Source organism: Zhengella mangrovi (genome assembly GCF_002727065.1).
Classification (GTDB): domain Bacteria; phylum Pseudomonadota; class Alphaproteobacteria; order Rhizobiales; family Rhizobiaceae; genus Zhengella; species Zhengella mangrovi.
The window spans coordinates 49,167-74,723 of record NZ_PDVP01000001.1 but is presented as its reverse complement, the minus strand read 5'-3'; the positions used below and the strand labels follow the sequence as shown (position 1 = coordinate 74,723).

Sequence of the window (25,557 nt, the reverse complement as noted above, 5' to 3'; positions counted from 1 at the left end):
CGCAATCAGGTCCGCCCGTCGAGGTGCCTGGCGCGGCGCATGGCCGGGAACAGCCATGCCCAGAACGCCGCGACGCCAACGGCGCCGACGCCGCCGATGACCACGGCGGGGACCGCACCCAGCCATGCAGCCATGGTTCCGGCCCTGAATTCGCCCAGTTCGTTCGATGCACCGACAAAGACCATGTTGACGGCAGAGACGCGGCCACGCAACCGGTCCGGCGTCCAAAGCTGGATCAGGGTTTCGCGGATATAGACGCTGATCATGTCGGCCGCGCCCATCAGCGCCAGGGCGACAATCGACAGCCAGGGCGTCACGGATACGCCGAACAGGACGGTCATCAGGCCGAACAGCGCGACGGCGAGAAGCATGACGATGCCGGCATGATCGCGCACCGGGTTCATGGCCAGGAAAAGCCCCATGGCGACGGCGCCCACTCCGGGCGCGGAACGCAACAGGCCGAGGCCCCAAGGCCCGAGGTCGAGGATGTCGCGGGCATAGACCGGCATCAGCGCCACCGCGCCACCGAGGAGGACGGCGAAGAGATCCAGCGAGATGGCGCCAAGAACGACCTTTTCCTCGCGGATGTAGCGGAAACCGCCGAAGATGGCTTCCAGCGTCACCTGTTCGCGCTCGGTGTGCTGCGCCGGCTTGGGAATGGAAAAGGTCAGCAGTGCCGCCACGAGCATGAAAACGGCGGCCAGGCCGTAGGCGGCCCAGGCGCCGGCGCCGTAGAGCAGGCCGCCGGCCACCGGGCCGACGATGGTCGCGGTCTGCCAGGCGGACGAGTTCCAGGCGATGGCATTGGCAAAGTCGCGCGGCGGCACGAGATTGGCCACCAGCGCTGAGGATGCCGGACCGAAGAAGGCGCGGGCAACGCCGAAAACCGCGAGGATCACGAAGATCGGCGTGGCCGAGGACAGGCCCTCCAGCGTCAGCATCAGGATGGTGCCGGCGCAGACCGCTTCCAGCAGGATGGCAAGGCCCATGACGAGGCGGCGGCCGTAGCGGTCGGCGGCAGCGCCGGTGACGAGGACCAGCAGCAGGGCCGGCGCGAACTGGATCAGGCCGACGAGACCGAGATCGAAGGGATCGCGCGTCAGGTCATAGACCTGCCAGCCGACGGCGACCGAAACGACCTGGGTGGAGAAGGTGACAAGGAAACGGGCCGCCCAGAACCGGACATAGGCCGGATGCGAGAAGGCGGCAAAACGGCTGTCGGTGCCGGCGGAGGCTTCTGTCACGATCACGTGTCCGGGAATAACTTCGGGGCTTTCTCCTGCCACGCCAGCGAAGGCTTTGAAAGCAAAAACCCGAGTGCGGTGGCGGACGCCGGGGCGAGAACCGGTGATCGCGTGACAAAATGTGCGGCGCCTTCCCCCTTTCCAAGGGCCGTTCATCCGCTATAGTTATGCGCTATAATAACCTCGGGGTCGCCGGGGGAGACGAGGAAGGCGCGGGAGGCCGGCAGAGATGGTGAAAGTCACCTATATTTCCACGACGGGCGAAAAGACGACAGTCGAAGGCAAGGCCGGTGACAGCGTCATGCAGACGGCTGTCGACCACGGCATCGACGGGATTGTCGGGGAGTGCGGCGGTTCGATGGCCTGCGCCACCTGCCATGTCTTCGTCGACGAGGCCTTTCTTGCCGCCACGGGGGAAAAGTCGGACAGCGAGGAGGCCATGCTTGAAGGGGCAGCCTCGGACGTTCGCCCGAACAGCCGGCTATCGTGCCAGATCCGGCTGAGCGATGCGCTCGACGGGCTTGTGGTGCAGGTCGCCGAGGAGCAAATGTAGACGACGGGCTGTTGCACTGCGCGGTTCGATCGATCACGGGAGGAAGTGAAGATGACCACGACCATGGCCGGGCCAGCACCGCTGGACGAAACGACCACCATCGATCAGCTGACCCTGGATCCCTATCCGCTCTATCGCAGGATGCGCGCCGAGACACCCGTTTTGCGGGTGAAATCCGTGGGGCGCACGCTGCTGACCAAGGCGGCCGACTGCAAGATGGTCAAGGACAATCCCGGCCTGTTCTCCTCGGACGATCCGAACACGCCGATGAAGCGGGCCTTCCTTGCGCATACGCTGATGCGCAAGGATGGCCAGGAGCACATGGCCGAACGCATGGCAATGATGCCGGCGTTCCTGCCCAAGACGATCGTCAACCACTGGGCGCCGATGTACACGCGCTACGCGGAGGAATATGTCGGGCGGCTGCCGCGCGGCGAAGTGGTGGACCTGTTCCCGGCGCTGGCCGGGCCGATCGCGGCGCGCATCCTGGCCGAGATCATGGGTGTGCCGGACGCCAGTGACGAGGAGATGCAGCGCTGGAGCCAGGCGCTGATCGACGGGGCCGGGAATTTCGGCTGGCGGCCGGAACCGTTCGAGCGGTCCGACGCCGCCAATGCCGAGATGGATGCCTGCCTGGAGCGCAACGCCGAGCGGCTTCGCGCCGAACCCGATTCATCGGCGTTGTCGATCATGGTCAATTCCGCAAAGCCGATCCCGTGGAGCCAGATGGTCTCCAACGTCAAGATCGCCATCGGCGGCGGCATCAACGAGCCGCGCGACGCCGCGCTGACCATCATCTTCGGCCTGCTGACCAATCCGGACCAGCTCGAGGAAGTCCGCCGACAGGATGCCTGGGACAAGGCGTTCGAAGAGGGAGTGCGCTGGTGCGCGCCGATCCAGGCCAGTTCGCGGCTGGTGCTGGAGGATACGGAAATCCGCGGCTGTCACATCCCCAAGGGCGACACGGTCATGACCATCCAGGCCTCGGCCTGCCATGACGAGGACATCTACGACGAGCCGCACCGCTATATCGTCTTCCGCGAGAAGAACCCGCACCAGGCCTTCGGCTCCGGTCCGCACCACTGCGCAGGCGCGCACGTGGCACGGCGCACCGTGGGCGCCATCCTGATGCCGATTCTGTTCGACCGGTTCCCGAACATGGAGCTGGTCGATCCCGATATCGTGGAATGGCGCGGTTTCGGTTTCCGCGGCCCGATCAACATGCCGGTCCGGCTGGCCTGAGGACAGCGGATGCGGCATGAGCCGACGCGGCCGTGCCCTGGCTCGGTGCGCACCGGCGGCGGTATGTAAGCTATGGCTTTATGACTGATTTTGCGTATGTCTTTCCCGCATGGGAAAGCATTCGCGATTCACGATTCGAGCCGCCTGGCTGGCCTGGCTGGCATCAATTCTAATAGCCGCGTTGCTGCTGCCGGCGGCAAGCCAGCCCGGCCATCCGGCGGAGGCCACACGGCCCGACTCGGCCCATTTCCCGCCCTGCGCCGGCGGGCGGCGGGTGACCTGCGTCGTGGACGGCGACACGGTCTGGCTGCGCGGCGAGAAAATCCGCCTCGAAGGCATCGATGCGCCGGAGCTGAGCAATCCGGGATGCCGCAGCGAGGCGGCGCTGGCGGAGGAAGCCCGGCTGCGGCTCGCCGCGATCCTCAACGCCCATTCCTTCGTGCTGACGCGGCACGGCAAGGACCGGTACGGCCGCACCCTCGGCCGCTTCTGGATCAGGAACAGGACGGCCGGGTCGATGCTCGTTGATGCCGGTCTCGCGCGCGTATGGACGGGCCGCCGCGAACCCTGGTGCTAGGGCGTTTACGGCAGACCGGACGCGAAACCGGTGACCACTTTCGCTGGAATAGCTCTCGTTAACCGCAATTCCGGACGCGAAACCGGCGCCCACTTTCGCTGGAATTGCTCTCGTTCGCTGCAATTCCAGGCGCGAAACCGGCGCCCACTTTCACTGGAATTGCTCTCGTTCGCCGCAATTCCGGACGCGAAACCGGTGACCACTTTCGCTGGAATTGCTTCAGGACGTCACTTCGAACCAGCCCGTCATGCCCGCCGCCGCATGTTCCAGCATGTGACAATGATAGAGCCACTTGCCGGGATTGTCCGCGACGAAGGCGATGGATGTCGTCTGCTCCGGCCCGATCAGGAACGTGTCACGCCACGGCTTGCCATCGTCCACCTCTGCGCCGCTTCGCTCGATCACCCGGAAATGGTGACCATGGGTGTGCATGGCATGGGCGAACGCGGTGTTGTTGGTCGTCTCGATGATCACGGTCTCGCCGCGTCTGACCGAGAACAGAGGGCTGTCGATGCGGTTTGCGACGCCGTTGAAGGCCCACACCTGCCTGGTGCGCCGGTAATCCTCGCCCTCCAGCACCTTGCCCTGGTAGGTGATCGACACGGCGCCGCCCATCGCGCCGCCGGCCATGTCCACCTTCACCGTTTTCGCCTTGGCCAGGTCCGGCTCGGCGAGGGCATTGAGCGGCAACGGCCGGGGTGCGGGCGTCATGTCGCCCTGGCCCGCGACCCGGAAATCGGCAAGCGGAAAGGGCTCGTCGGCCGAGACTTCCTCCAGAACGAAATCCTCGTCCGGCGTCACCATCAGGTCGACACGTTGTGCCGGTCCAAGGAGCAGGGGCGCATAGCCGAGCGTGGTGGCCTGCGGCAGCGGCTGGCCGTCCCATGCGAGCACCTTTGCCCCGAAGCGCGACGGGTCCAGCGCCAAGATGCGTGCGTTCGACACGTTGATCAGGCGCAGCCGGCTCGGTTCGCCCTTCCGGAGCGCGATCGCCGGGCGGTTTTCGCCATTGACCGTCGGCCAGTTGCCCAGACGTCCGCCATGGCTCCAATCCATCAGCGAACCGAAACTGGCGTCGTCGAGCACACCGTCCGGGGTCAGCCGCCAGTCGTCGAGGACGATCGTGACGTCGTTGCCGGGCCCAAAGACCGGTTCGGCTTCCTCCACGATCAGCGGGCCGTAGAGCCCGCGTCCGACCTGGTTCCAGCTCTTGTTGTGGGCGTGGTACCAGTAGGTGCCCGCGTCGGGCACGACGAAATCGTAGTCGAAGGAGGCGCCCTGCGGGACAGCGTCCTGCGTCAGGCCCGCCACCCCGTCCATCGCGTTGTCGATGCGGATGCCATGCCAATGGATCGAGGTCGGCTCTTCCAGCTCGTTGACCAGGCGCACGCGCACGCGCTCGCCCTGGCGAACCCGGATTTCCGGTCCGGGACTGACACCGTTGTAGGTCCACAGGTGGGACGGGGGCTGGTCCGGCCCGGCAAGCCTGTGCTCCGCGCGCATGGCCCTCAGTTCGAGAACGCCATCCGCGGCGCGCGCAGGCCGGATCAGTGACGGCGCAAGCGCGGCAGAAAGCAGGCCGCTACCGGCCAGGCCCAGGAATTGTCGTCTGTCGGGTCTCATGGTCTTACCTGGTCTCCAGAAGATAGGTCGCGATCGCGAGGCGATCCTTTTCGGTGAGAAACGCTGTGCCGCCACTGACGACCTCGGCCATCGCGCCGCCGAAGGCATCGCCGTCGGGAAGGAGGCCGGTCTGAAGCGCATAGGCCAGGTCCTGTTCAGACCAGCCTTTCTTCTTCAGGTGCTCCGCGGTGATCGGCGGCGCCTTGCCGCCATTCGGGAGCGATGTCGAACCATGGAACCGGTTCGCGGAGAGGCGTGCGCCGAACAGATTGCGCGGGGTGTGGCACGCGCCGCAATGGGCCGGGCCCTCGACGATGTACTTGCCGCGGTTCCACGCCTCGCTTCGGCCGGGATCCGGGGTGAACGGCTTCAGGTCGACAAAGGCGGCCCGCCAGATCTTGATGCCGGGCCGGAAACCGAAAGGAAAGCCCATCGTGTGGCTGCGGGCCCGGGCAGCGACCGCCGGCACGGTCTGGAACGCGGCCCAGAGATCGGCGATGTCCTGATCGGTGAAACGCGCGTAAAACGGATAGGGAAACGCCGGGTAGTAGGGCTCGCCGGAGGGCGAGATGCCCTGGCGCACGGCCCGGTCGAAATCCGCCAGCGTCCAAGCGCCAATTCCGTTCTCGCGGTCGGTCGTCAGGTTCGGCGTAACGAAGGTGCCGAAATCCGTCTTCAATTCCACTCCGCCGGCCAGCGGTGCACCGCCGCCCTTCGTGTCGGTGTGGCAGGCGATGCACCCGGCCATCCGGGCGAGATAGGCCCCGCGAGCGGCATCGCCGCCCGTTGCGCCGTTGCGGACATTGTGGCCGATCGGCCAGAGCGCGATCGACCCTGCTGCCGCCCCGGTCAGGACCAGGGCGGCAGCGAGCATGACAATCACTTCGCGCATCGGCTATTCGTCTTCCTGGCGAAAGCGGCTGTGGCAGGCCGAGCAGGTCTGCGCGACCATGGCAAAGACACCGCCGGCGGGCATGGCGGCCAGGTCGGAAGGATCGGGCAACGGCCCCACGGCGCCCATCATCATTCCCTGACCGCCGCCCATCATGCCCTGACCGCCCATCATCATGCCCTGTCCGCTGCCCATCATCCCCTGACTGCTGCCGGGCATGGCCGTGTCATTTCCGGCGGCGGCTTTCAGTCCCGCTGCCAGGACCTGCAGGCGCTTTGCCAGCGCATCGAAATCGCTTCGTTCCGTCCAGACCTCCGGCCTGGCCTCGGACGGGTGGCCGCCGCTTCCTTCCGGAAACAGGTCCTGGATCTTCGCCGCATGATCGCGGATCGACCTGGCGCCCTGGCGGACCGCGTCGGCATCATAGGCGACCGCGCCCTGCATCATCGGTTTCAGGGCCTTCATGGTGTCGCCCATCGATTCCATGGCTTCCATGCGTTCCTTGACGATGCCCGTTGCGCCGCCGTGGGCGAAGGCTGCGGCTGCACCGCCCAGCGAGAGGGCGACGGCGGCAAGAATGATCTTGTTTCTCATGGGTTTCTCCCTTGCATGCCGGATCGGGAACTTCGGCGATCCGGTCTCGATTCCAATCTGACAGTCAATGCGTGGCAACGGAAAGGCAGCCACGACGATCCCTGTGCTGCCGCCGTCCCGAAGCCGCGGGCGCATCGCGCCGCGAGGCCGACAGGCGGCAGGGCATGCGGGTCAGACGTACCTGGGAGGATGAGGGATGGCGGACGGATCGGCCTCGCTTGGCCGATCGAATGCCGACCGGGGGAACACGCGATGCGCCGCGGCCGGTATGGCAGAGGCTGCCGGGGACAGAAAGCCGCCGTCGACGCTGCAATGCCCGGCCTTGCCATGGGCGATGCGGGCGGTGCCCATGGCCGGGCAGCACGAATGTTCCGGCATTGCCGTGAGGTTGGCCTCGGCGACATGGTGCGTATGCACAGACGGGTTTCCGTCAACCGGTGCATGGGATGCGGCCGCATGCGCCTCAAGCACGGGCCCGCCCGGCACGCCAGGGTGGACGGACGCGAACAGGACCATGAGGCAAAGGGCAAGAAACCGGCGCATGCCGTCATCTAGACCTTCCATCCGAGGCAAGGTCAAGCATCAAGATCGATCCGGCGCAGCCGGAGGGAATTGGAGATCACCGACACGGACGACAGGCTCATGGCCGCCGCCGCGATCATCGGCGAAAGCAGGGTTCCGGTCAGCGGATAGAGGATTCCTGCCGCAACGGGGATACCCGCGCCATTGTAGACAAAGGCGAAAAACAGGTTCTGCTTGATGTTGCGGAGCGTGGCGCGGGCCAGGTTCCGCGCCCGGACAATCCCGGCCAGATCACCGCGCAGCAGCGTGATGCCGGCGCTTTCGACCGCGACGTCGGCGCCTGTGCCCATGGCGATGCCGACCTCGGCGGCGGCCAGGGCCGGTGCATCGTTGACGCCGTCGCCCGCCATGGCCACCTTTCGCCCCTTCGCATGCAACTCGTCGACGAGTTTCTTCTTATCCTCCGGCAACACGCCGGCGCGGACGTCGTCAATGCCAAGCTTGCCGGCAACGGCCCGGGCGGTCCGCTCGTTGTCGCCGGTCGCCATGATGATGGTCAGCCCTGCCTTGTGCAGCGCTTCGATGGCCGCGGGCGTACCTTCCTTGATGGGGTCGAAGACGGCGACGAGACCGGCCAGCCTGCCGTCGGCGGCCAGGTACATGGCGGTCTTGCCGTCGGCACGCAGTTTCGCCACCGCGGCTTCGGCCTCGCCCGTCTCAATGCCTTCGCCCGTCATCAACGCGTCATTGCCGAGCAGCAGCGCCTTGCCGTGCACTTCGCCCTTCACGCCCTTGCCGGTCACCGCCTCGAATGCCGACGCGTCAGCGAGGTCGAGGCCGCGCTTGCGCGCCCCATCGACGATTGCCTCGGCCAAGGGATGTTCCGAACCGCGTTCCAGGCTGGCGGCGAGTGCAACCACCTCGTCCTTGTCGAACCCGTCCATGGCGAAGGCGTCGGTCAGTTTCGGCTTGCCCTCGGTCAGCGTTCCCGTCTTGTCGACGACCAGCGTATCGACGCGGGCCATGCGCTCCAACGCCTCGGCATCCTTGATCAGCACGCCGGCACGGGCGCCACGGCCCGCCGCGGTGGTGATCGAAATGGGCGTGGCGAGGCCCAGCGCGCAGGGGCAGGCGATGATGAGGACCGATACCGCGGAGACAAAGGCAAAGGCCAGCGCCGGTTCCGGGCCGAACACGGTCCAGGCGACAAAGGCGATGATGGCCGCTAGCACAACCGCGGGCACGAAGACCGCGGAGACCCGGTCCGCCATGCCCTGGATCGGCGCGCGGGACCGGCGGGCATTGGCGACCATGTCGACGATCTGGGACAGCATGGTCTCCGCGCCGACCTTCCTGGCCTCCATGACGAAGGACCCGCTGCCGTTGAGCGTGCCCCCGGTCACGGCGTCGTCCCTGCTCTTTTCCACGGGCACGGGTTCCCCGGTGATCATGCTCTCGTCAACGGAGGAATGCCCTTCCACCAGAACGCCATCGACCGGGACGCTGTCGCCGGGCCGGACCCGCAAGCGGTCGCCGGCCAGGATGTTTTCCAGCGGAGCGTCGTATTCGTCGCCATCGGGCGTGATCCTGCGTGCCGTCTTCGGCGCCAGGTCCATGAGCGCGCGGATCGCGTCGCCGGTCTTTTCGCGGGCCCGCAGTTCAAGCACCTGGCCGACGAAGATAAGCGCGACGATCACCACCGAGGCCTCGAAATAGGTGCCGACGCCACCTTCACCGCGGTAATCGGCCGGGAACAGGCCAGGCAGGAAGACGGCGAAGACGGAGTAGACATAGGCCGCCGCGACGCCGAGCGAGATCAGTGTCCACATGTTCGGGGAGACATTGACGACGGAAGACCAGCCGCGCCTGAAGAATGGCAGGGCGACCCAGAGGACCACGGGCGTGGCGAGGACGAACTCGATGTAACCGGCGAACTGGTGGCCGATCCAGTCGCGGACGGGCAGGCCGATCATGGAGCCCATGGTCAGGATCATGAGCGGCACCGCCGCCGCCACGGCGATCCACATGCGCCGGGTGAAGTCAACGAGCTCCTCGTTCTTCTCGTCCGGCGCGGCGGTGACCGGTTCCAGCGCCATGCCGCAGATCGGGCAGCTTCCGGGTTCGTCGCGGATGATCTCCGGGTGCATCGGGCAGGTGTATTGCCGTGCCTCGCCGTCCATGCCGGTCCTGCCGGTGGCGCGACGGCTGGCATGGTGCCAGGGGTCGGCCTCGAACCGGTCATGGCATTTCCCCGAACAGAAATGGAAGACCTCGCCCCTGTAGGACGCGGTGGGCGTCTGAGCGCCCGGCGTCACCGTCATTCCGCAGACCGGATCCGTGACGGCATCGCCCGACGGGGCATGACCAGCATGGTGATGGGAGTGGGGATGTTCGTGTGCCATGCCGGAAAGATAGTGGTTCCAGCTACGGCAAGGTCAAGCGCCCGGCCCGCGCCGAGGCGCGCGATAATAACAAAGTATTGAAAATACGGAATAATTCATCAGAAAAGAAGAACTGGTGGAGCCGAGGGGGATCGAACCCCTGACCTCGTCATTGCGAACGACGCGCTCTCCCAGCTGAGCTACGGCCCCGTTCCAGTGAGCCGCATTTAGGTGAGCAGGCGGCATGCTGTCAAGCAAAAGCATCGCGCGGATTTAACCGTGATGATGCGCTGCGGGATGCCCGGTCTTGCCGCAGGTAGCCTCAATGGCTACATGTCGGTCACGACAAACGGACCGTGACCATGCTAGCCCTGCTTCGCACCATCGACCTGGCGCTCGACATCTATACCTGGATCCTGATCGCCATGGTCATCTATTCGTGGCTGTTCGCCTTCAACGTGATCAATTCGCGCAACCAATTCGTGTCGATGATCGGCGACTTCCTGTACAAGGCGACCGAACCGGTGCTGCGCCCGATCCGCCGCATCCTGCCGGATCTCGGCGGCATCGACCTGTCGCCGATCGTGCTGTTCCTGGCCATCTTCTTCTTCCGCCAGCTCCTTTGGACGACGATCGCGCCGGCGCTGCTGTGAGCGCCTGCTGGCGCGAGACCCGCGACGGCTTGGAGATCTTCGTCCGGCTGACGCCGAAAGCGGCGCGCGATGACGTGGAAGGCGTGGGCGAGGCGTCCGACGGATCGGTTCACCTGAAAGCCCGCGTGCGCGCCGTTCCCGAAAAGGGCAAGGCCAATACGGCACTGGAAAAACTGCTGGCCAAATGGCTCGGCGTTCCACCCTCTGCCGTCGCGGTGACCGGCGGCGGAACGGCGCGGCTGAAGACGGTGACGGTCGGCGGCGACGCCGGCGAGCTTTCTGCCCGTCTGGATGCCCTTCTGGGCAATCGCTGACTGGCGCTCCGGCCCGGTCTCTGGCAGGCTGTCGCGCGTGACGATCAACCGGAGATGTCCCATGCGCCGACTTCTGCTTGCCGTCCCTTCCGTTCTGCCCCTCCTACTGGCCGCGCCTTTGGCGCAGGCAGCGCCGGACAGCGCCTACACGAAGCTGCATGCCGAGGACACCTGCAAGGTCACGGCGGAACCCGCCGAAGATGAAGGCGGGGACTGGTCGGAGCTTCTGTGCACCGGCTACGGCGACTACCCGGTCTATCTGTCCTACGCCGATGCGCGCGAGAGCATGTTCTACGGCTTCCCATCCGGCGACAAACCGACGAGCTGGGAAAGCTTCAACGGGTTCAACGGCGTCTCCGGCTCGATCGAGTGGCGGCTGGACAAGGGTGTCCCGTTCGCGACGATCCTGCGCTGGTCGATCGCGACGGACGTGCCGGAAAAGAACATCGAGGTGCTCGTGGTGTCGAAGGTGGCGCAGCCCGACGATCACGACGGGTGCGTCGTCGGCTACGTGGTGGCGCCGGGCAATCCGGGGCATAACGTGCAGGCCCGCGAGATCGCCGATGACCATGCGCGTGGCTTTGCCTGCTGGCGTGACGAACCGGTGGTGCGGGCCGGCAGCGTGCCGCTGCCCACACCCGCGCGCTACAAGCGGGAATGATCTCTGCGCGAACCGGGCCATGAAAAAGCCGGGCGGTCAGGCCCGGCTCTCGTACTTCCATTGCCCGAAGATGGCCGATCAGGCCTTTCCGCCGGCGCGGTCGATGGCCTCGAGGATCATCTTCCTGGCGGCTTCCGCGTTCTGCCAGCCACCGATCTTGACCCACTTGCCGGGTTCCAGGTCCTTGTAGTGCTCGAAGAAATGCTCGATCTGCTTGAGCGTGATCTCCGGCAGGTCGTCGTAGTTCTCGACGCCGTCGTAGCGCTTGGTCAGCTTGTGCGTCGGCACGGCAAGGATCTTCTCGTCCTTGCCGCCATCGTCCTCCATGACCAGGACGCCGATAGGGCGGACATTGATGACGCAGCCCGGCACCAGCGGTCGGGTGTTGCAGACCAGCACGTCGATCGGGTCGCCGTCCTCCGACAGGGTGTGCGGGACGAAGCCGTAATTGCCGGGGTAGGTCATCGGCGTGTAGAGGAACCGGTCGACCACGAGGGTTCCGGCTTCCTTGTCCATCTCGTACTTGATCGGGTGACCGCCGACCTGGACCTCGATGATGACGTTGATGTCTTCCGGCGGATTCTTGCCGATGGAAATGGCGTCGATGCGCATGGCTCTCTCCGGGGGGTTATCTTTGCGCCTCCGATAGACGAGCCAAGTCGATTGTGCAATGCCACATAATGCCAATGGCACTGGTTCAGGAAACGCCGGATGACGGGACAGCGGTCCCGAAACAACAGCCTGGCGTCAGTGCCAGACGAAGGCGACCTTGCGCAATGCCTTCGAATCGAAGACTTCAACGCCCTCGGCAACGTCCTCGCCGCCACGCCCGAAATAGAACGCCTGGGCATTGTCGTTCTCCTCGAGCGCCCAGACCACCAGGCCCTTGAGGCCGTGGTCGCGCAGGGTTTCCCGGGCTGCCTCAAAAAGGCGCGACCCCAGGCCGATGCCCTGGTATTCGGGGAGAATGTAGAGCTCGTAGATCTCGCCCTGGTGGCTGAGTTCGCGGGCCCGGTTGCGCCCAAGCGTGGCATAGCCGGCAATCGTGCCGCCGATCTCGACCACCAGCACGGAGGCCGCGCGGCGGATCGCATGTTCCCACCATTGCGGCCCGCGCCTGCTGATCATCCGCGACAGCGCGCTGTGGGGAATGATCCCGGCATAGGCACCCCGCCAGGCGTGCAGGTGCACGTCCGAGATGGCTTCTGCGTCCTGTGGCTCTGCGCGCCGTATGTCGATGCTCAACGTGTTCATGGTTCCTTAACCATAATCGAGAGCGCAGCGAGCGCCAAGTTCAACCTTTGCACTCCCCACAGTCTTCTCCTGTTCGCGGCGGCGGGGCCATGGCATAAGCAAGGCAGACTTCTGGCAGCAGGCGGGACAGGCGGAATGGCTGAAGGCAAGGCGATCCTGGTGATTTCGAGCCACGTGGCGCGCGGTTCCGTGGGGAACCGGGCCGCGGTTTTCGCCCTGGAAACGCTGGGCTTTCCAGTCTGGGCGGCGCCGACGGTCATCTTGCCCTGGCATCCGGGGCACGGTCCGGCGACGCGGATCGTTCCATCCGACAGCGATTTCCGGAGTTTCCTGGCCGACCTGGCGCGGTCTCCCTGGACCGGCGAACTGGCCGCGGTCCTGACGGGGTACCTCGGCAACGCATCCCAGGCGAAGGCCGTTGCAGACCTCGTTTCGGAGATCAAGTCGCACCATCCCGGTGTCCTCCACGTCTGCGACCCGGTCATCGGCGACCAGGGCGGACTCTACGTCCAGCCGGACACCGCGACCGCCATCCGCGATCACCTGCTGCCGCTCGCCGATATCGCCACGCCGAACCGGTTCGAACTCGACTGGCTCGCGGATGACAGGCTGGAAACCAATTCGGACATTCTCAAGGCCGCGGCCCGGATCGGCACCGAACGGCTGCTGGTGACATCGGCGCACGCGATGATGGCCGATGCGACTGCCAACCTGCTGGTCACGAAGCGCAGGGCTGTGCTGGCGGAACACCGGATGATCGCGAATGCGCCGAACGGGCCGGGCGACCTGACCGCGGCGCTGTTCCTGGCGCGGCTTCTCATGGGGCAGGACGAGACCGGTGCGCTGGAAAAGGCGACCGCGTCGGTCTTCGAGGTCCTCAGCCGGTCGGTCAGGGCCGGATCGGACGAGTTGCTGCTGGAACGGGAAGCTGACAGCCTGCGCCATCCGCTCGCCATGGTCACGATGCGGCAACTGGCCCGGCCGGCACCGAAGCGGGCGAAAACGTGAGCGTCATCCTCGCCGGCGTTGACGGTTGCAAGGCCGGTTGGGTGGCCGCGGTCGAGGCCGGCGGCAAGGCACCTGATCTGATCGTCAGCGCGACCTTTTCGGGGCTCATCGAGCAACTCGGCGATGGTGCGATCGTGGCCGTCGACATGCCGATCGGCCTGCCCGATCGCATCGGCCGGGGCGGACGCGGGCCGGAGCAGGCGATCCGGCCCTTGCTGGGAGGCCGGCAGTCGAGCGTGTTTTCCATCCCGTCCCGCACGGCCGTCTATGCCGAACCGGGTCCGTTTGTCGACTGGGAGGCCATGCGCGCGGCACGCAAACGGGCCGACCGGGCCGCCCGCGAGACGTCCGATCCGCCGCGCGGCCTTGCCTTCCAGGCGTTCACGCTGTTCGCCAAGATCCGCGAGATCGACCGGCTGCTGCTGGAACGGCCGGAGTTGCGGACGCAAATTTTCGAATGCCACCCGGAACTGGCGTTCTGGCGGCTCAACGGGGAGCGGGCGATGGCGCTGCCGAAGAAGGTGAAAGGGCGGATCGACGGTCCGGGGATGGCCGAGCGCCGCGCCCTGCTGGTCCGCTGCGGCCTGCCGGAAGCGCTCGTCCGGCAGGACCCACCGGCGGGTGCCGCGGAGGATGATTGCCTGGACGCGATGGCCTGCCTGATGATCGCGCGGCGTCATTCGGCCGGGTCTACGCAGACGTTTCCGGACCCGCCACTCGCCGATCCGTTCGGCATCCCGATCTGCATTCGTGCTTGACAGTCCCTGCCGACACGGCTTGATCGGTGTGAGCGTATCGCAAGAAGGGCCATTGCCATGAGTTTGTTTCCCTCGTCCCTCTCCCAGGGCTACCGCGACTTCATGCAGGGCCGCTTTGCCGTGGAGACGCAGCGCTACAAGACACTGGCGCGCGAAGGCCAGAAGCCGGAAACCATGGTCATTGCCTGCTGCGATTCCCGGGCCGCGCCGGAAATGATCTTCAATGCGCTGCCCGGCGAACTGTTCGTCGTGCGCAACGTGGCCAACCTCGTGCCGCCGTACAAGCCGGACGGCGAATACCATTCCACCTCGGCGGCGCTGGAGTTCGCGGTCCAGAGCCTCAAGGTGAAGAACATCCTCGTACTCGGGCACGGCCGCTGCGGCGGCATCTCGGCTGCGCTGACCACGGATGCGCAGCCGCTGTCCCCGGGCGATTTCATCGGCAAGTGGATGGGCCTGCTCGGCCCCGCCTCGGAAGCCGTGGGATCCTATTCCTTCATGACCGGGACGGAAAAGCAGACCGCGCTCGAGCGCATCTCGATCCGCTATTCACTGAACAACCTGCGCAGCTTCCCCTGTGTCGACATCCTCGAAAAGAAGGGGCGCCTGGCGCTGCATGGCGCCTGGTTCGATATCTCGACCGGGGAGTTGTGGATCATGAATACCCAGAGCGGGGATTTCGAGCGTCTGCCCGCCGGCATCGAGGCGGAAGAGGCCGTGTCCGGCGACGCCGGCGCCTGAAACGGGAGCCGCCAACCGGACCCGCCCGGGTTTCATGTTGCCGTTACATCGCTTGCGGGACGGGCGCGACTCTGCCACCGTCAGGGCAGTCCCACACTTCCGGAGCGCGTTTCGCCATGACCCGTCTGCTGCGCCTGCTGGCCGCTGCCTGCCTGATCCTTTCCGCGTCGCCGCTGCTCGCCGACCCGGCCGCCGTGCTCGACCGCTGGTACGCCGAACTGCAGACCGGCGACGATGCCGCGATTTCGGCGATGCTGAGCGATGACGCGGTCATCGTTCTGGAAGACATCGGGGTCGAGCAGACCAAGGCGGAATTCCTCGACAGCCTGGAGGAATGGCGCGACGCCATCAACGGGGGATCGATTGCCTGGAAGCTGGAATCGGCGGAGGGCAACAGCGCAACAGCGCTCGCCTGCTACCGGTTTCCCGACAGCGAGATGGAAGTGCGCGAGACCTTCACCTTCGCAGGCGACCAGATCGCCCGGAGCGTCCAGACGGAAGCCGGCCAGGCCTGCGAAGGGTTCTAACTGCCGAATACGGATTGCGCGCAGGCATGAAAAAGCCGGGCCCGATGCCCGGCTTTTCCGTTTCCGATGGTGCTGCCGCTTACAGGCCGTCGATCTGGGCGGCCATGATGGCAATGGCCTGCTGGTAGACCGTGGCGGCGTTCCAGCCCTGGATGGCACCGTAGTTCGGCTGGCCGGCCTTGTAGCCGGCGCCCGGGCGCCAGCCGTGGGCGCGCAGGAAATTGGCTGTCGAGGCCAGGGCATCGGCACTGGACCCCGACAGGTTCAGGCCGCCGCCGTCGAAATCGACGCCGTAGCGGGCGACGGAGCCGGGCAGGAACTGCGTCTGGCCCCATTCGCCATGCTTGGCGCCGACCGTGCGGTTCGACAGGACACCACGGTCGACGAGTTTCAGCGCCGACAGAAGATGACCGGTGAAGAATTCGGAGCGGCGGCAGTCATAGGCGAGCGTGGCGGTTGCCGACAGCAGGTTGGACTTGCCCTGGAAGCCGCCGAAGGCCGTTTCCATGCCCCAGATGGCGATCAGCGGACCGGCCGGAACGCCGTAGCTGGCCTCGATCTTGCGGAACAGGCCGGCCTTGGACTTCTTCAGCCGCTTGCCCTTCTTGACGATGGTGGCGGAGCCGCGCACCTGCATGAACTTCTTCAGCGAGTACTTGAAGCTCTTCTGCCCGCGGTCGGCGGCGATCGTGTCATTGGCGTAGCGGGTGGCCATCAGTGCGGCGATCCCGCGCTGGCCGACACCGGCCGCCTGCGCTTCTGCCGCCATCTGCGACTTCCAGGCTTCGAAACCTGAAGATGAATTGCCGCACTTGGCAGCGTACGCGGCACCCGGGGCCGCAAGAAGTGCACATGCTATGGCTGTGGCCATGGCTTGGCTACGGATTGTCATCGATCTCGTCCTCCGGGGAATGATTCGGTTACCCCGCGTGAACTTGCCAGCGTTTGCGGGATTTGTCATCGTGTGGTTTCAAGTCTTGGCGACGAAGCCGCTGCCTCATTCCTGCAACCGATCATGGCAAGGTGATGACGGGCGAAGGCCGGCGAGACTTGACTTGTGGCCGTCAGGGGCTTAATGAGCCTCGACTTTCCGCGACGAGTGAGAACTCCGACGCGCCGACCAGGAGGCGGGACGCCCCGCAAACCTGGAGGTCAACGCCCGGCAGCGCGATGCGCCCCCGGGCGCCATACCGCTTTGGCGATCTGGAAATCCGCGCCGTGATTGTTATCTCCGGGGGCATGGAACCCGGAACCCAAGGACTGGACGATGTTTGAGAGCTTATCCGACCGGCTCGGATCAATCCTGAACGGCCTCACCGGCCGCGGCGCGCTTTCGGAGGCGGATGTCTCCGCGGCGCTGCGCGAGGTGCGGCGCGCGCTGATCGAGGCGGACGTGGCGCTCGACGTCGTGCGCTCGTTCACCGACCGCGTGCGCAACAAGGCGGTCGGCCAGGATGTGCTGAAGTCGATCAAGCCTGGCCAGCAGGTCGTCAAGATCGTCCATGACGAGCTCGTCGAGATGCTCGGCTCCGACAGCCAGGGCATCGACCTGAACGCGCCGGCACCGGTCGTGATCATGATGGTCGGCCTGCAGGGCTCGGGCAAGACAACGACGACGGGCAAGATCGCCAAGCGGCTGACCGAACGCCAGGGCAAGAAGGTGCTCATGGCCTCGCTCGACACGCGCCGGCCGGCCGCGCAGGAGCAGCTCAAGCAGCTCGGCGAGCAGACGGGCGTGGCGACTCTGCCGATCGTGGCGGGCCAGGACCCGGTCGCCATCGCGAAGCGGTCGGTGCAGGCAGCCAAGCTCGGCGGCCACGACGTCGTCATTCTCGACACCGCCGGCCGCACCCATATCGACGAGCCGCTGATGGTGGAGATGGCCGACATCCGTAAGGTGTCGGACCCGCACGAGATCCTGCTGGTCGCGGATTCGCTGACCGGCCAGGACGCCGTCAACCTGGCCCGCAATTTCGACGAGCGTGTCGGCATCACCGGCATCGTGCTGACCCGCATGGACGGCGACGGGCGCGGCGGTGCGGCGCTTTCGATGCGCGCGGTCACCGGCAAGCCGATCAAGCTGATCGGCACCGGCGAGAAGATGGACGGGCTGGAGGAATTCCATCCCAAGCGGATCGCCGACCGCATCCTCGGCATGGGCGACATCGTCAGCCTGGTGGAAAAGGCCGCCGAGACGATCGACCAGGAAAAAGCCGCCGCGATGGCGAAGAAGATGCAGGAGGGGAAGTTTGACCTGGACGACCTCGCCGACCAGCTTCGCCAGATGCAGAAGATGGGTGGTCTCGGCGGCATCATGGGGCTCATGCCGGGCATGGGCAAGATGAAGGACCAGATGGCCTCGGCGGGCCTGGACGACAAGATGTTCGGCCGCCAGATCGCCATCATCCAGTCGATGACGCCGGCCGAACGGTCCAACCCGGACATGCTCAAGCACAGCCGGAAGAAGCGCATTGCTGCCGGCTCGGGCACCGACGCCGCGCAGATCAACAAGCTCCTGAAGATGCATCGCCAGATGGCCGACATGATGAAGGCGATGGGCGGCAAGGGCAAGAAGGGCGGCATGATGCGCGGCCTGATGGGCGGCATGGCCAACAAGATGGGGCTCGGCGGCATGGGGGGAATGGGCGGCATGCCGGACCTTTCCAAGATGAGCCCGAAGGAACTGGAAGCGCTGCAGAAGCAGGCCGAGGCCATGGGCATGGGCGGCGCCGGCGGCGCGCCGAAGCTGCCGGGCCTTGGCGGTGGCGGCCTGCCGGGCGGATTGCCCGGGCTGGGCGGGCCCAAACTGCCGGGGCTGCCCGGAAAGAAGAGGTGAGGGGCGATGAGCGAGACGGATGACGTGACGCGCGCCCGCGAGGTGCTGAAGGATCTCCGCCGGTCGATCGACAATTACGACGCGGTGCTGATCCACACGCTGGCCGAGCGCTTCCGCTGCACGCAGAAGGTGGGCGAACTGAAGGCGGTGCATGACCTGCCGCCGTCGGACCCGGACCGCGAGGCGAAGCAGATCGAGCGGCTGCGCCGGCTGGCCGACGAAGCCGGCATGGACCCGGATTTCGCCGAGAAATTCCTCGCCTTCATCATCAAGGAGGTGATCCGCCACCACGAGGCCATCGCGGCCAAGGCGGCGGACGAAGAAGAAACCGCCTGAGGGGCACGAACCCCGACGGCCTGAAGACACGAACGACATTCAACGGATCAGAATCGACAGGAGTAAACCATGGCACTGAAAATCCGTCTGGCCCGCGCTGGCTCCAAGAAGCGCCCGTACTACCACATTGTCATCGCCGACGTGCGCTCGCCGCGCGACGGCCGTTTCATCGAGCGCGTCGGCGCCTGGAACCCGATGCTGCCCAAGGACGGCGACCGCGTGACGCTGAACGAAGAGCGCATCAAGCACTGGCTCGACAACGGCGCCCTGCCGACCGACCGCGTGCTGCGTTTCCTCGACCAGGCCGGCATTGCCAAGCGCGACCAGCGCAACAACCCGCAGAAGGCCGAGCCGGGCAAGAAGGCCCAGGAGCGCATCGCCGAGCAGAAGCAGCGCGAGGAAGAAGCCGCTGCCGCTGCCGCCGAGGCCGCTGCTGCCGCCGAGGCTCCGGCCGAGGAAGCCGCTTCCGAGTAACCGGGAACGGATTGTCTTCGCAGACATTCAAAAAGGCCGTCCCGACCGGGGCGGCCTTTTTCGTTCACTCCACGGCGTTCGACTGGGCCCGGTTCTCGGCCGGTTTCGGCGCGGCGTAAAGGATGATGAAGCCGACGATGAAGAACAGGCAGATCACCGCCATGCCGGCGCGCGGAGAGGCGGCCGTTGCGGTGATGGTGGCGACGAGGAAAGGGGCGAGGAAGCTGGTGGCGCGGCCGGCGAGCGCGTAGATGCCGAAGTAGCGGCCGGTCTCTTCCGGCGTGACGGAGCGGGCCATGTAGGAGCGCGAGGAAGCCTGGACCGGGCCGAAGGCAGCGCCGATCAGCAGGCCGAAACCGATGTAGGCGAGTTCAGCCGGGGTTCCGAAAAGGCCGCCGGAGTCGGCATCGCCGAACTGCACCAGGCCGAAGGCGGTGAAGCCGGGACCGGTCGAAACGATGCCGATGGTGGCGACGAGCAGCATGGCCACGCAGATCAGCACGATACGCTTGGAGCCGAAGGCCTCGTCAAAACGGCCGGCAATGATGCAGCCGGGAATGGCGACCACGTTGAGAATGATGCCGAACAGGCCGATCTCGGTGATCGACCAGTTGAACATGCCGGCCGCGAAGCCTCCGCCGAGCGCCAGCAGGGCATTGACGCCGTCCTGGTAGATCATGCGGGCGATCAGGAAGCGGGCAATGCCGGTGCGCCGGCGCAATTCGCGCAGCGTGGTCTTGAGGTCGGCCAGGCCGGCCTCGACCGCGTTGGTGGTGCTGGAACCGTGGCGGGCATCGGGCGTGAACAGGAACATCGGCAGCACGAAGACCAGGTACCAGAGCGCCGAGATCGGCCCGGTCGCACGGGCGTCCTCGCCCTGCAGCGGATCAAGCCCGAAGAGAGGCGGAAGGCCGATCAGCGTCTTCCCGGTTTCCGGCGAGGCGGCGAGAAAGGCGATGACGAAGATCAGCACGATCATGCCGCCGAGATAGCCAAGCCCCCAGGCGGTGTTGGAAATCCGGCCGATCTCCTTTTCCGGAACCAGCCGGTTCATCATGGAATCGTTGAAGACTATGGAGAATTCCGCGGCAACGGTGGCGAGGGTGAAGGCGGCGGCGACCCAGAACAGGCTGGCCCCAGGCGCAGCCCACCACAGCGTGATCAGCGCGGCAATCTTGATGACGGCGAAGAAGCCGATCCATGGCTTGCGGGGGCCGGTGTGGTCCGCGATCGCGCCCAGGACCGGCGACAGGATGGCGATGACCAGGCCGCCAGCGGCGACGGCGTAGCCCCACGCGGCCTGGCCCGAAACCGGATCGGCGGCCATGCGCGAGATGAAATAAGGTCCGAAAATGAAGGTGGTGACCACGGTGAAGAAGGGCTGGGCCGCCCAGTCGAACAGCATCCAGCCCCAGATGCCCTTCCGGTCGGCGCGCGGCGACGCGATGTCTTCCATTCTGTGTTCGTCCCCTGTCGCCGCGATCCGCGGTCCTGCATCAAGATCCGGCAAGATCGCCCATTAACCCGGCCGCCACCGTCATGCGCGAGACGGTCAGGTCACCGGACTCCAGCAGCGCCTGGATCCGTTCGCGCGTGCGGTGGATGCGCCCCTCGTTCGCCGCCTTCCAGGCGGAAACCGGATCGGTCTCGCCGCCATGGTCGGCCAGCACCGAGATGGAGATTCCGCGCCGCGCGGAATCGATCATGGCACCGGCGCGCGAAAGCGCAAGCCCGTCGTAATAGTCGCCGGTGGCGATGGCACGGGCGGCATCCTCGATGCGCCCGAGACGGAAGAGGTCCGTGACGCCGAAATAGGATTTCGCCGCCGCGTCGAGGGCCGCCCCGGCGGCATCGGCGACGAGCATGATGTCGGGTATGAGTTCCTCGGCCCCGAGCATGGCGATGGCCTTGGCGAGGTCCGCGGGGCAGCCTTCGTGCTTCATGCGCGCCTGGCGGTCGGCGAGGCGCTCCTTCATGAAGGCCGGCAGCAGGCTTGCGAGGTTCGGGTCCAGCGCCTTGCGGGCCGCGAGGAGTCCGTCCACGACCGCGGCCACCGGCGCAGCAGGATCGCCATTGCGCAATTGCCAGGCCGTGGCGTTCATCGCGGTGCGGGCGATACGGCCATAGAGCGAAAGCTGGGCGCGGCCGGACATGACGTTGTCCAGCGCGTCCACCTGTTCATAGAGCGAATCGAGGCCAAACCCGTCACGGCTGATGGCGAAGGCGCGTGCGGCCTCGGCGGCCGATCTGCCCGTCATGTCCTGCTGGCGGATGACGAAGGCCGGGCCGCCGCGATTGATGACGTCGTTGGCCAGTTCCGTGGCGATGATCTCGGCGCGCAGGCGATGATCGCGGATCTCGCCGGCGTATTTCTTCTGCATCTCGGCCGGGAAGTAGTCGATGAGCGTCTGCTCGAAATGCGGGTCGGACGGCAGGGGCGAGGCCATGATATCGGAGAAGAGGACCAGCTTGGCATAGGAGACGAGGACGCCGATCTCGGCGCGGGTCAGGGCGTCGCCGCGGGCCTGGCGTTCCGACAGGGCCTTGGGGTCGGGCAGCAGTTCCACCTTGCGGTCGAGCAGGTGGCGGTTTTCCAGGTGCTCCATCAGGCGGGCCTGGTATGCCAGGTCGGCCATGCCGCGGCTTTCGGTCTGCGAGATGCAGAGCGTCTGGTCGTAATTGGTCTCCAGCACCAGGTCCGCGACCTCGCCGGTCATCTTCTCCAGCAGCGTGTTGCGCGCCTTGCGGCTCAGCTTGCCATCGCGCATGGCGGCCGCCAGCGCGATCTTGATGTTCACCTCGACGTCGGAGGAATTGACCCCGGCAGAGTTGTCGATGGCGTCGGAATTGCAGCGGCCGCCATTCAGCCCGAACTCGATGCGGGCGCGCTGGGTGAGGCCGAGGTTGGCGCCCTCGCCGATCACCTTGCAGTGCAGATCCGCGGCCGTGACGCGGATGGCATCATTGGCGCGGTCGCCGGCGTCGGCATTGGATTCGCTCGATGCGCGGATGTAGGTGCCGATGCCGCCGAACCAGAGCAGGTCGACACGCATGGTCAGGATTGCGGACATGATCTCGTTTGGCGATGCCTCGGTCTTGTCCAGGCCGATGGCCTCGGCGGCCTCCTGCGGCAGCCTGATCATTTTCTGGTTGCGCGGAAAGACGCCGCCGCCCTTCGACAGGAAGGACTGGTTGTAATCCTGCCAGCTCGAGCGGCCGAGATCGAAGACCCGCTTGCGCTCGGCGAAGCTGGTCTCGGGATCGGGATCGGGGTCGATGAAGATATCGCGGTGATCGAAGGCGGCGACGAGGCGGATGCATGGCGACAGCAGCATGCCGTTGCCGAAGACATCGCCGGACATGTCGCCGACGCCGGCGACGGTGAAGGGCTGCGTCTGGATGTCCCTGTCCATCTCGCGGAAATGGCGTTTGACCGCTTCCCATGCGCCGCGCGCGGTGATGCCCATCTTCTTGTGGTCGTAGCCGGCCGAACCGCCGGAAGCGAAGGCATCGTCGAGCCAGAAACCATAGGCCTGGCTGATCGCGTTGGCCGTGTCGGAGAAGGTGGCGGTGCCCTTGTCGGCGGCGACGACGAAATAGGGATCGTCGCCATCCAGCCGTTGCACCCCTTTCGGCGGCACGACATCGTTGCCGTCCAGGTTGTCGGTCACCGACAGGAGCGAGGAGATGAAGGACTTGTAGGCGGCGCGGCCGGCCTCGAAGATCTCTTCCCGGCTGCCATTGGCAGGCAGGGCCTTGGGCACGAAGCCGCCCTTGGCGCCAACCGGCACGATGACGGCATTCTTGACCTGCTGCGCCTTGACGAGGCCGAGCACCTCGGTGCGGTAGTCCTGCAGGCGGTCCGACCAGCGCAGGCCGCCGCGGGCGACCGGCCCGAAGCGCAGGTGGACGCCCTCGACGTCCAGCCCGTAGACGAAGATCTCGTGCGCCGGGCGCGGGGCCGGCAGGAAGGGAATGGCGCGCGGATCGAGCTTGACGGCGAGCTGGCGCACCGGCACGCCGTCAACGGGCACGGCATAGCGGTTGGTCCGCATGGTGGCGTCGATGAGCGTCAGGTAGCGGCGCAGGATCGTATCCTCGTCGATGCCCGGCACGTTGTCGAGCTTGCCCAGGATCGACTTGCGCAGCCGGTCGCAGGCGTCGTCGCGTCCCTTTGCCTTCGCCGGGTCGAAGCGCGCGTCGAAAAGGTTGTAAAGGTCGCGGGCAATATCGGGATAGCGGTTCAGGGCTGACGCGATGACCGGCTGGCCGAAGGTGCTGCCGGCCTGCTGCTGGTAGCGGCCATAGGCGCGCAGGATCACGATCTGCTCGTGCGTCAGTCCGGCGGAATGGGACAGGCCGTTGTAGGCATCGTCGTCCACGGCGCCGCGCGAGGCTGCGGCAAAGGTGTCTTCCAGCAACCGGCCTTCGTCGTCGAGGTCGATCATACGGCCGGCGGCGCTTTCGACTTCCATGTCGTGGATGAAGACCGGGGTGCCGTCTGAGGCCTCCGTCTGGAAGGTGCGCTCGGCGATCACCCGCAGACCCATGTTTTCCAGGGCCGGTACGCGGCCGGAGAGCGAAACCGGTTCGCCCCGATGGAAGATCTTCAGGTCGGCGTGGGTGCCGGCATGGTCGTCGTTGCGGTAGAAGTCGACGATGAAGGGGCGGTCTTCCGCGATCGCCGCCAGGAGCGTGGCGTCGTGCAGGGCCTTGGCCGCCGGCGTGACGGCGCGGTAGTCGGCAGGAAAGCGGGCCGCCATGGTGCGGGTCTGGTGGTCGTAGCCATTCTCCCGCGCGGCGTCGGCCAGTTCGTCTTCCCAGGTGCGCACGAGGTCGCGGATGTCGGCTTCGAGCTTTGCCACGTCGACCTTCGGCGGCTCCGTGCCGTCGCGGCCGATGATGAAGTGGACGCGGGCCAGCGTGCCCTCGGGAAAGTCAGGGTAATAGGCGGAGAGGCGCCCGTCGTAGGCCTTTGCCAGATAATGGCCGAGGCGTTCGCGAACCTGGCTGTCGTAACGGTCACGCGGGACATAGATGATGACCGAGACGTAGCGGCCGAACTTCTCCGGGCGCGGCAGCACGCGCAGGCGCGGCCGTTCGCCGAGCGCCAGGATGGCGCGGGCATGGCTTTCCAGCGTCGGCAGGTCGATCTGGAACAGTTCGTCGCGCGGGAAGGTCTCCAGGATGTTGATCAGCGCCTTGCCCGAATGGCCCGACATGTCGAAGCCGAGATCGGCCATGACCTGCTGGACCTTCGAGCGGATGAACGGAATGCGCATGACCGAGTGGGTGTAGGCGGAACCGGTGAACAGGCCGACGATGCGCAGTTCGCCGGTCAGCATGCCCTTGCGGTCGAAGGTCTTGACGCCGATGTAGTCGAGGTAGGCGCGGCGGTGGACAACCGACTTGATGTTCGCCTTGGTGACGATCAGCGGATCGGGCCCGGCCATGAACTCGCGGATCTGCGGCGTGGTCGTCACGGCGGCACCGCCACGGCGCAAAACGCGCAGGTCGGGATCGTGCAGGATGCCGAGGCCGCGCTCGCTCTTGCGCTTGAGGGTGCCGGTCTTGCCGTCGCCCTGCCAGACGTATTCTCGCATGCCGAGGAAGGTGAAATTGTCGTCGCGCAGCCATTCGAGGAAGGCAGCGGCCTCCTCGGTGGCAGCGCGGTCGAGCGTATCCTGGGCATGACGATAGACGCTGATCGCGTGATCGAGGCGGATAAGCATGTCACGCCAGTCGTGGACGGAATGGCGCACGTGCTTGAGAATATCCTCCAGCCGGGCACGAAGGGCGCCCATGTCGGCCTCATCCATCTCGGCGACGTGGATCTGGATCATCGACACGAGATCGCGGCCGTCAGCCGGGTTGCGGCGCTTGGCGATGCCATGGATGTCACAAATGCCCTTGGCCTCGAAAGTCACCTCGAGAACCGGGTGTGCGACGAACAACAGTTCGCCGCAGGTCTCGTTGATCTCGCCCATCACCGAGTCGAACAGGAAGGGCATGTTGTCGTTGACCACGGTAATCGCCGTGACCGGCCTGCCAGCCTGCACGAGGGCGGGACGGTTTTCCAGGGACACCACCGCGTGACCCCGGCGGTGCCGGCAAAGCGCATCGTGGGCGAGGCCGGCACCAGCGGCGATGGCATCCGGTCCGTAGGGCGGCTGGCCATCGGCCCCGGCGAGGGTTCTGAACAGGTCGAGGACGATGGTCTCGGATTTCTGGCTGCCCTTCTTCCGGCTGCCCGACTTGCCTGCCGCCATGACGTTTCCCCTCTCGCTTCCCTGTGTTCCTTGGGCATTCGTCGCGAACAGGCGTTCGCGCCAATGCTCCGTCTTTTTCGGTCCGGCCACCTGGAACG

Annotated in this window: 23 protein-coding genes and 1 tRNA gene; 13 read left to right on the top strand and 11 right to left on the bottom strand. The window is 66.1% G+C overall.

All coding sequences use genetic code 11. The features are described from left to right. Positions 1–5 precede the first annotated feature (5 nt). Complete coding sequence (locus CSC94_RS00335) at positions 6–1,247, bottom strand: MFS transporter (RefSeq protein WP_425356498.1); 1,242 nt, start codon at positions 1,245–1,247, stop codon at positions 6–8. A gap of 226 nt (positions 1,248–1,473) precedes the next feature. Between CSC94_RS00335 and CSC94_RS00330 the strand changes: the two genes are divergently transcribed. The 3 genes from CSC94_RS00330 to CSC94_RS00320 all read left to right on the top strand — a co-directional run bounded on the left by CSC94_RS00330 (position 1,474) and on the right by CSC94_RS00320 (position 3,616). After that, on the top strand, positions 1,474–1,797 hold the full coding sequence (locus CSC94_RS00330) for a 2Fe-2S iron-sulfur cluster-binding protein (RefSeq protein ID WP_099302577.1): 324 nt from the start codon (positions 1,474–1,476) through the stop codon (positions 1,795–1,797). 51 nt (positions 1,798–1,848) lie between these two features. Beyond that, positions 1,849–3,039: a cytochrome P450 gene (locus CSC94_RS00325; protein ID WP_245408212.1), complete on the top strand. Its 1,191-nt coding sequence runs from the start codon at positions 1,849–1,851 to the stop codon at positions 3,037–3,039. A 109-nt stretch (positions 3,040–3,148) separates the two neighbouring features. Further along, entirely contained in the window at positions 3,149–3,616 is a 468-nt protein-coding gene (locus CSC94_RS00320; protein WP_099302575.1) for a thermonuclease family protein, read from the top strand. 219 nt (positions 3,617–3,835) lie between these two features. Here CSC94_RS00320 and CSC94_RS00315 read toward each other — a convergent pair whose 3' ends face one another. The 5 genes from CSC94_RS00315 to CSC94_RS00290 all read right to left on the bottom strand — a co-directional run bounded on the left by CSC94_RS00315 (position 3,836) and on the right by CSC94_RS00290 (position 9,838). Beyond that, positions 3,836–5,239: a multicopper oxidase family protein gene (locus tag CSC94_RS00315; protein WP_099302573.1), complete on the bottom strand. Its 1,404-nt coding sequence runs from the start codon at positions 5,237–5,239 to the stop codon at positions 3,836–3,838. A gap of 4 nt (positions 5,240–5,243) precedes the next feature. Next, positions 5,244–6,131: a c-type cytochrome gene (locus tag CSC94_RS00310; RefSeq protein WP_099302571.1), complete on the bottom strand. Its 888-nt coding sequence runs from the start codon at positions 6,129–6,131 to the stop codon at positions 5,244–5,246. A gap of 3 nt (positions 6,132–6,134) precedes the next feature. Further along, the gene (locus CSC94_RS00305) at positions 6,135–6,725 is read right to left on the bottom strand and encodes a c-type cytochrome (protein WP_099302569.1); all 591 of its coding nucleotides are present in this window, start codon (positions 6,723–6,725) and stop codon (positions 6,135–6,137) included. A 575-nt stretch (positions 6,726–7,300) separates the two neighbouring features. After that, positions 7,301–9,649 carry a heavy metal translocating P-type ATPase gene (locus CSC94_RS00295; RefSeq protein ID WP_099302565.1) on the bottom strand — a complete coding sequence of 783 codons (2,349 nt, stop codon included), beginning with the start codon at positions 9,647–9,649 and terminating at the stop codon, positions 7,301–7,303. Positions 9,650–9,762: 113 nt separating this feature from the next. Then, positions 9,763–9,838: transfer RNA gene (locus CSC94_RS00290), tRNA-Ala, on the bottom strand. A gap of 152 nt (positions 9,839–9,990) precedes the next feature. Here CSC94_RS00290 and CSC94_RS00285 point away from each other — a divergent pair. From CSC94_RS00285 to CSC94_RS00275, 3 genes are all read left to right on the top strand, one after another. Further along, positions 9,991–10,281 carry a YggT family protein gene (locus CSC94_RS00285; RefSeq protein ID WP_099302563.1) on the top strand — a complete coding sequence of 97 codons (291 nt, stop codon included), beginning with the start codon at positions 9,991–9,993 and terminating at the stop codon, positions 10,279–10,281. Then, positions 10,278–10,595: a DUF167 family protein gene (locus tag CSC94_RS00280; RefSeq protein WP_099302561.1), complete on the top strand. Its 318-nt coding sequence runs from the start codon at positions 10,278–10,280 to the stop codon at positions 10,593–10,595. Before CSC94_RS00285 ends, CSC94_RS00280 begins: the two co-directional genes overlap by 4 nt. 61 nt (positions 10,596–10,656) lie before the next feature. After that, on the top strand, positions 10,657–11,256 hold the full coding sequence (locus CSC94_RS00275) for a hypothetical protein (protein WP_099302559.1): 600 nt from the start codon (positions 10,657–10,659) through the stop codon (positions 11,254–11,256). A 78-nt stretch (positions 11,257–11,334) separates the two neighbouring features. Here the strand turns inward: CSC94_RS00275 and ppa are convergent, their stop codons facing one another. Together ppa and CSC94_RS00265 are read right to left on the bottom strand one after the other, a co-directional pair. After that, a complete protein-coding gene (gene ppa / locus CSC94_RS00270; RefSeq protein WP_099302557.1) occupies positions 11,335–11,868 on the bottom strand; it encodes an inorganic diphosphatase in 534 nt (177 codons plus the stop codon). A 135-nt stretch (positions 11,869–12,003) separates the two neighbouring features. Further along, positions 12,004–12,510 carry a GNAT family N-acetyltransferase gene (locus CSC94_RS00265; protein WP_099302555.1) on the bottom strand — a complete coding sequence of 169 codons (507 nt, stop codon included), beginning with the start codon at positions 12,508–12,510 and terminating at the stop codon, positions 12,004–12,006. Positions 12,511–12,645: 135 nt separating this feature from the next. Here CSC94_RS00265 and pdxY point away from each other — a divergent pair, with 135 nt between their 5' ends. The 4 genes from pdxY to CSC94_RS00245 all read left to right on the top strand — a co-directional run bounded on the left by pdxY (position 12,646) and on the right by CSC94_RS00245 (position 15,544). Then, positions 12,646–13,518 carry a pyridoxal kinase PdxY gene (gene pdxY, locus CSC94_RS00260; protein WP_099302553.1) on the top strand — a complete coding sequence of 291 codons (873 nt, stop codon included), beginning with the start codon at positions 12,646–12,648 and terminating at the stop codon, positions 13,516–13,518. Continuing rightward, positions 13,515–14,276 (top strand): DUF429 domain-containing protein, encoded by a 762-nt coding sequence (locus tag CSC94_RS00255; protein ID WP_099302551.1) that lies wholly within the window; start codon positions 13,515–13,517, stop codon positions 14,274–14,276. The genes pdxY and CSC94_RS00255 overlap by 4 nt, the downstream gene beginning before the upstream one ends. Positions 14,277–14,333: 57 nt before the next feature. Then, positions 14,334–15,017, top strand: a complete 684-nt coding sequence (locus CSC94_RS00250; RefSeq protein ID WP_099302549.1) for a carbonic anhydrase — start codon at positions 14,334–14,336, stop codon at positions 15,015–15,017. Positions 15,018–15,133: 116 nt separating this feature from the next. Continuing rightward, positions 15,134–15,544 carry a nuclear transport factor 2-like protein gene (locus CSC94_RS00245; protein ID WP_099302547.1) on the top strand — a complete coding sequence of 137 codons (411 nt, stop codon included), beginning with the start codon at positions 15,134–15,136 and terminating at the stop codon, positions 15,542–15,544. A 79-nt stretch (positions 15,545–15,623) separates the two neighbouring features. On the opposite strand, the gene CSC94_RS00240 is transcribed toward CSC94_RS00245, so the two are convergent. After that, positions 15,624–16,436, bottom strand: coding sequence for a lytic murein transglycosylase (locus CSC94_RS00240; RefSeq protein ID WP_099302545.1), 813 nt, complete (start codon positions 16,434–16,436; stop codon positions 15,624–15,626). A 375-nt stretch (positions 16,437–16,811) separates the two neighbouring features. Between CSC94_RS00240 and ffh the strand changes: the two genes are divergently transcribed. From ffh to rpsP, 3 genes are all read left to right on the top strand, one after another. Further along, a complete protein-coding gene (ffh, locus tag CSC94_RS00235; protein ID WP_099302543.1) occupies positions 16,812–18,380 on the top strand; it encodes a signal recognition particle protein in 1,569 nt (522 codons plus the stop codon). A 6-nt stretch (positions 18,381–18,386) separates the two neighbouring features. Then, the gene (locus CSC94_RS00230; protein ID WP_099302541.1) at positions 18,387–18,716 is read left to right on the top strand and encodes a chorismate mutase; all 330 of its coding nucleotides are present in this window, start codon (positions 18,387–18,389) and stop codon (positions 18,714–18,716) included. Between the two features lie 69 nt (positions 18,717–18,785). Further along, entirely contained in the window at positions 18,786–19,190 is a 405-nt protein-coding gene (rpsP, locus tag CSC94_RS00225) for a 30S ribosomal protein S16 (protein ID WP_099302539.1), read from the top strand. 64 nt (positions 19,191–19,254) lie between these two features. Here rpsP and CSC94_RS00220 read toward each other — a convergent pair whose 3' ends face one another. Beyond that, positions 19,255–20,646, bottom strand: coding sequence for an MFS transporter (locus CSC94_RS00220; RefSeq protein ID WP_099302537.1), 1,392 nt, complete (start codon positions 20,644–20,646; stop codon positions 19,255–19,257). 40 nt (positions 20,647–20,686) lie between these two features. After that, positions 20,687–25,459 carry an NAD-glutamate dehydrogenase gene (locus CSC94_RS00215; RefSeq protein WP_099303887.1) on the bottom strand — a complete coding sequence of 1,591 codons (4,773 nt, stop codon included), beginning with the start codon at positions 25,457–25,459 and terminating at the stop codon, positions 20,687–20,689. Between the last annotated feature and the right edge of the window lie 98 nt (positions 25,460–25,557).

Coding starts and splice junctions, on each gene's coding strand:
- CSC94_RS00305 (WP_099302569.1), bottom strand. CDS start 6,725: ATGAGAAACAAGATCATTCTTGCCGCCGTCGCCCTCTCGCTGGGCGGT.
- CSC94_RS00285 (WP_099302563.1), top strand. CDS start 9,991: ATGCTAGCCCTGCTTCGCACCATCGACCTGGCGCTCGACATCTATACC.
- CSC94_RS00240 (WP_099302545.1), bottom strand. CDS start 16,436: ATGACAATCCGTAGCCAAGCCATGGCCACAGCCATAGCATGTGCACTT.
- rpsP (WP_099302539.1), top strand. CDS start 18,786: ATGGCACTGAAAATCCGTCTGGCCCGCGCTGGCTCCAAGAAGCGCCCG.
- CSC94_RS00250 (WP_099302549.1), top strand. CDS start 14,334: ATGAGTTTGTTTCCCTCGTCCCTCTCCCAGGGCTACCGCGACTTCATG.
- CSC94_RS00295 (WP_099302565.1), bottom strand. CDS start 9,649: ATGGCACACGAACATCCCCACTCCCATCACCATGCTGGTCATGCCCCG.
- pdxY (WP_099302553.1), top strand. CDS start 12,646: ATGGCTGAAGGCAAGGCGATCCTGGTGATTTCGAGCCACGTGGCGCGC.
- CSC94_RS00220 (WP_099302537.1), bottom strand. CDS start 20,646: ATGGAAGACATCGCGTCGCCGCGCGCCGACCGGAAGGGCATCTGGGGC.
- CSC94_RS00230 (WP_099302541.1), top strand. CDS start 18,387: ATGAGCGAGACGGATGACGTGACGCGCGCCCGCGAGGTGCTGAAGGAT.
- CSC94_RS00245 (WP_099302547.1), top strand. CDS start 15,134: ATGACCCGTCTGCTGCGCCTGCTGGCCGCTGCCTGCCTGATCCTTTCC.
- CSC94_RS00310 (WP_099302571.1), bottom strand. CDS start 6,131: ATGCGCGAAGTGATTGTCATGCTCGCTGCCGCCCTGGTCCTGACCGGG.
- CSC94_RS00320 (WP_099302575.1), top strand. CDS start 3,149: ATGGGAAAGCATTCGCGATTCACGATTCGAGCCGCCTGGCTGGCCTGG.
- ppa (WP_099302557.1), bottom strand. CDS start 11,868: ATGCGCATCGACGCCATTTCCATCGGCAAGAATCCGCCGGAAGACATC.
- CSC94_RS00315 (WP_099302573.1), bottom strand. CDS start 5,239: ATGAGACCCGACAGACGACAATTCCTGGGCCTGGCCGGTAGCGGCCTG.
- ffh (WP_099302543.1), top strand. CDS start 16,812: ATGTTTGAGAGCTTATCCGACCGGCTCGGATCAATCCTGAACGGCCTC.
- CSC94_RS00325 (WP_245408212.1), top strand. CDS start 1,849: ATGACCACGACCATGGCCGGGCCAGCACCGCTGGACGAAACGACCACC.
- CSC94_RS00265 (WP_099302555.1), bottom strand. CDS start 12,510: ATGAACACGTTGAGCATCGACATACGGCGCGCAGAGCCACAGGACGCA.
- CSC94_RS00215 (WP_099303887.1), bottom strand. CDS start 25,459: ATGGCGGCAGGCAAGTCGGGCAGCCGGAAGAAGGGCAGCCAGAAATCC.
- CSC94_RS00275 (WP_099302559.1), top strand. CDS start 10,657: ATGCGCCGACTTCTGCTTGCCGTCCCTTCCGTTCTGCCCCTCCTACTG.
- CSC94_RS00330 (WP_099302577.1), top strand. CDS start 1,474: ATGGTGAAAGTCACCTATATTTCCACGACGGGCGAAAAGACGACAGTC.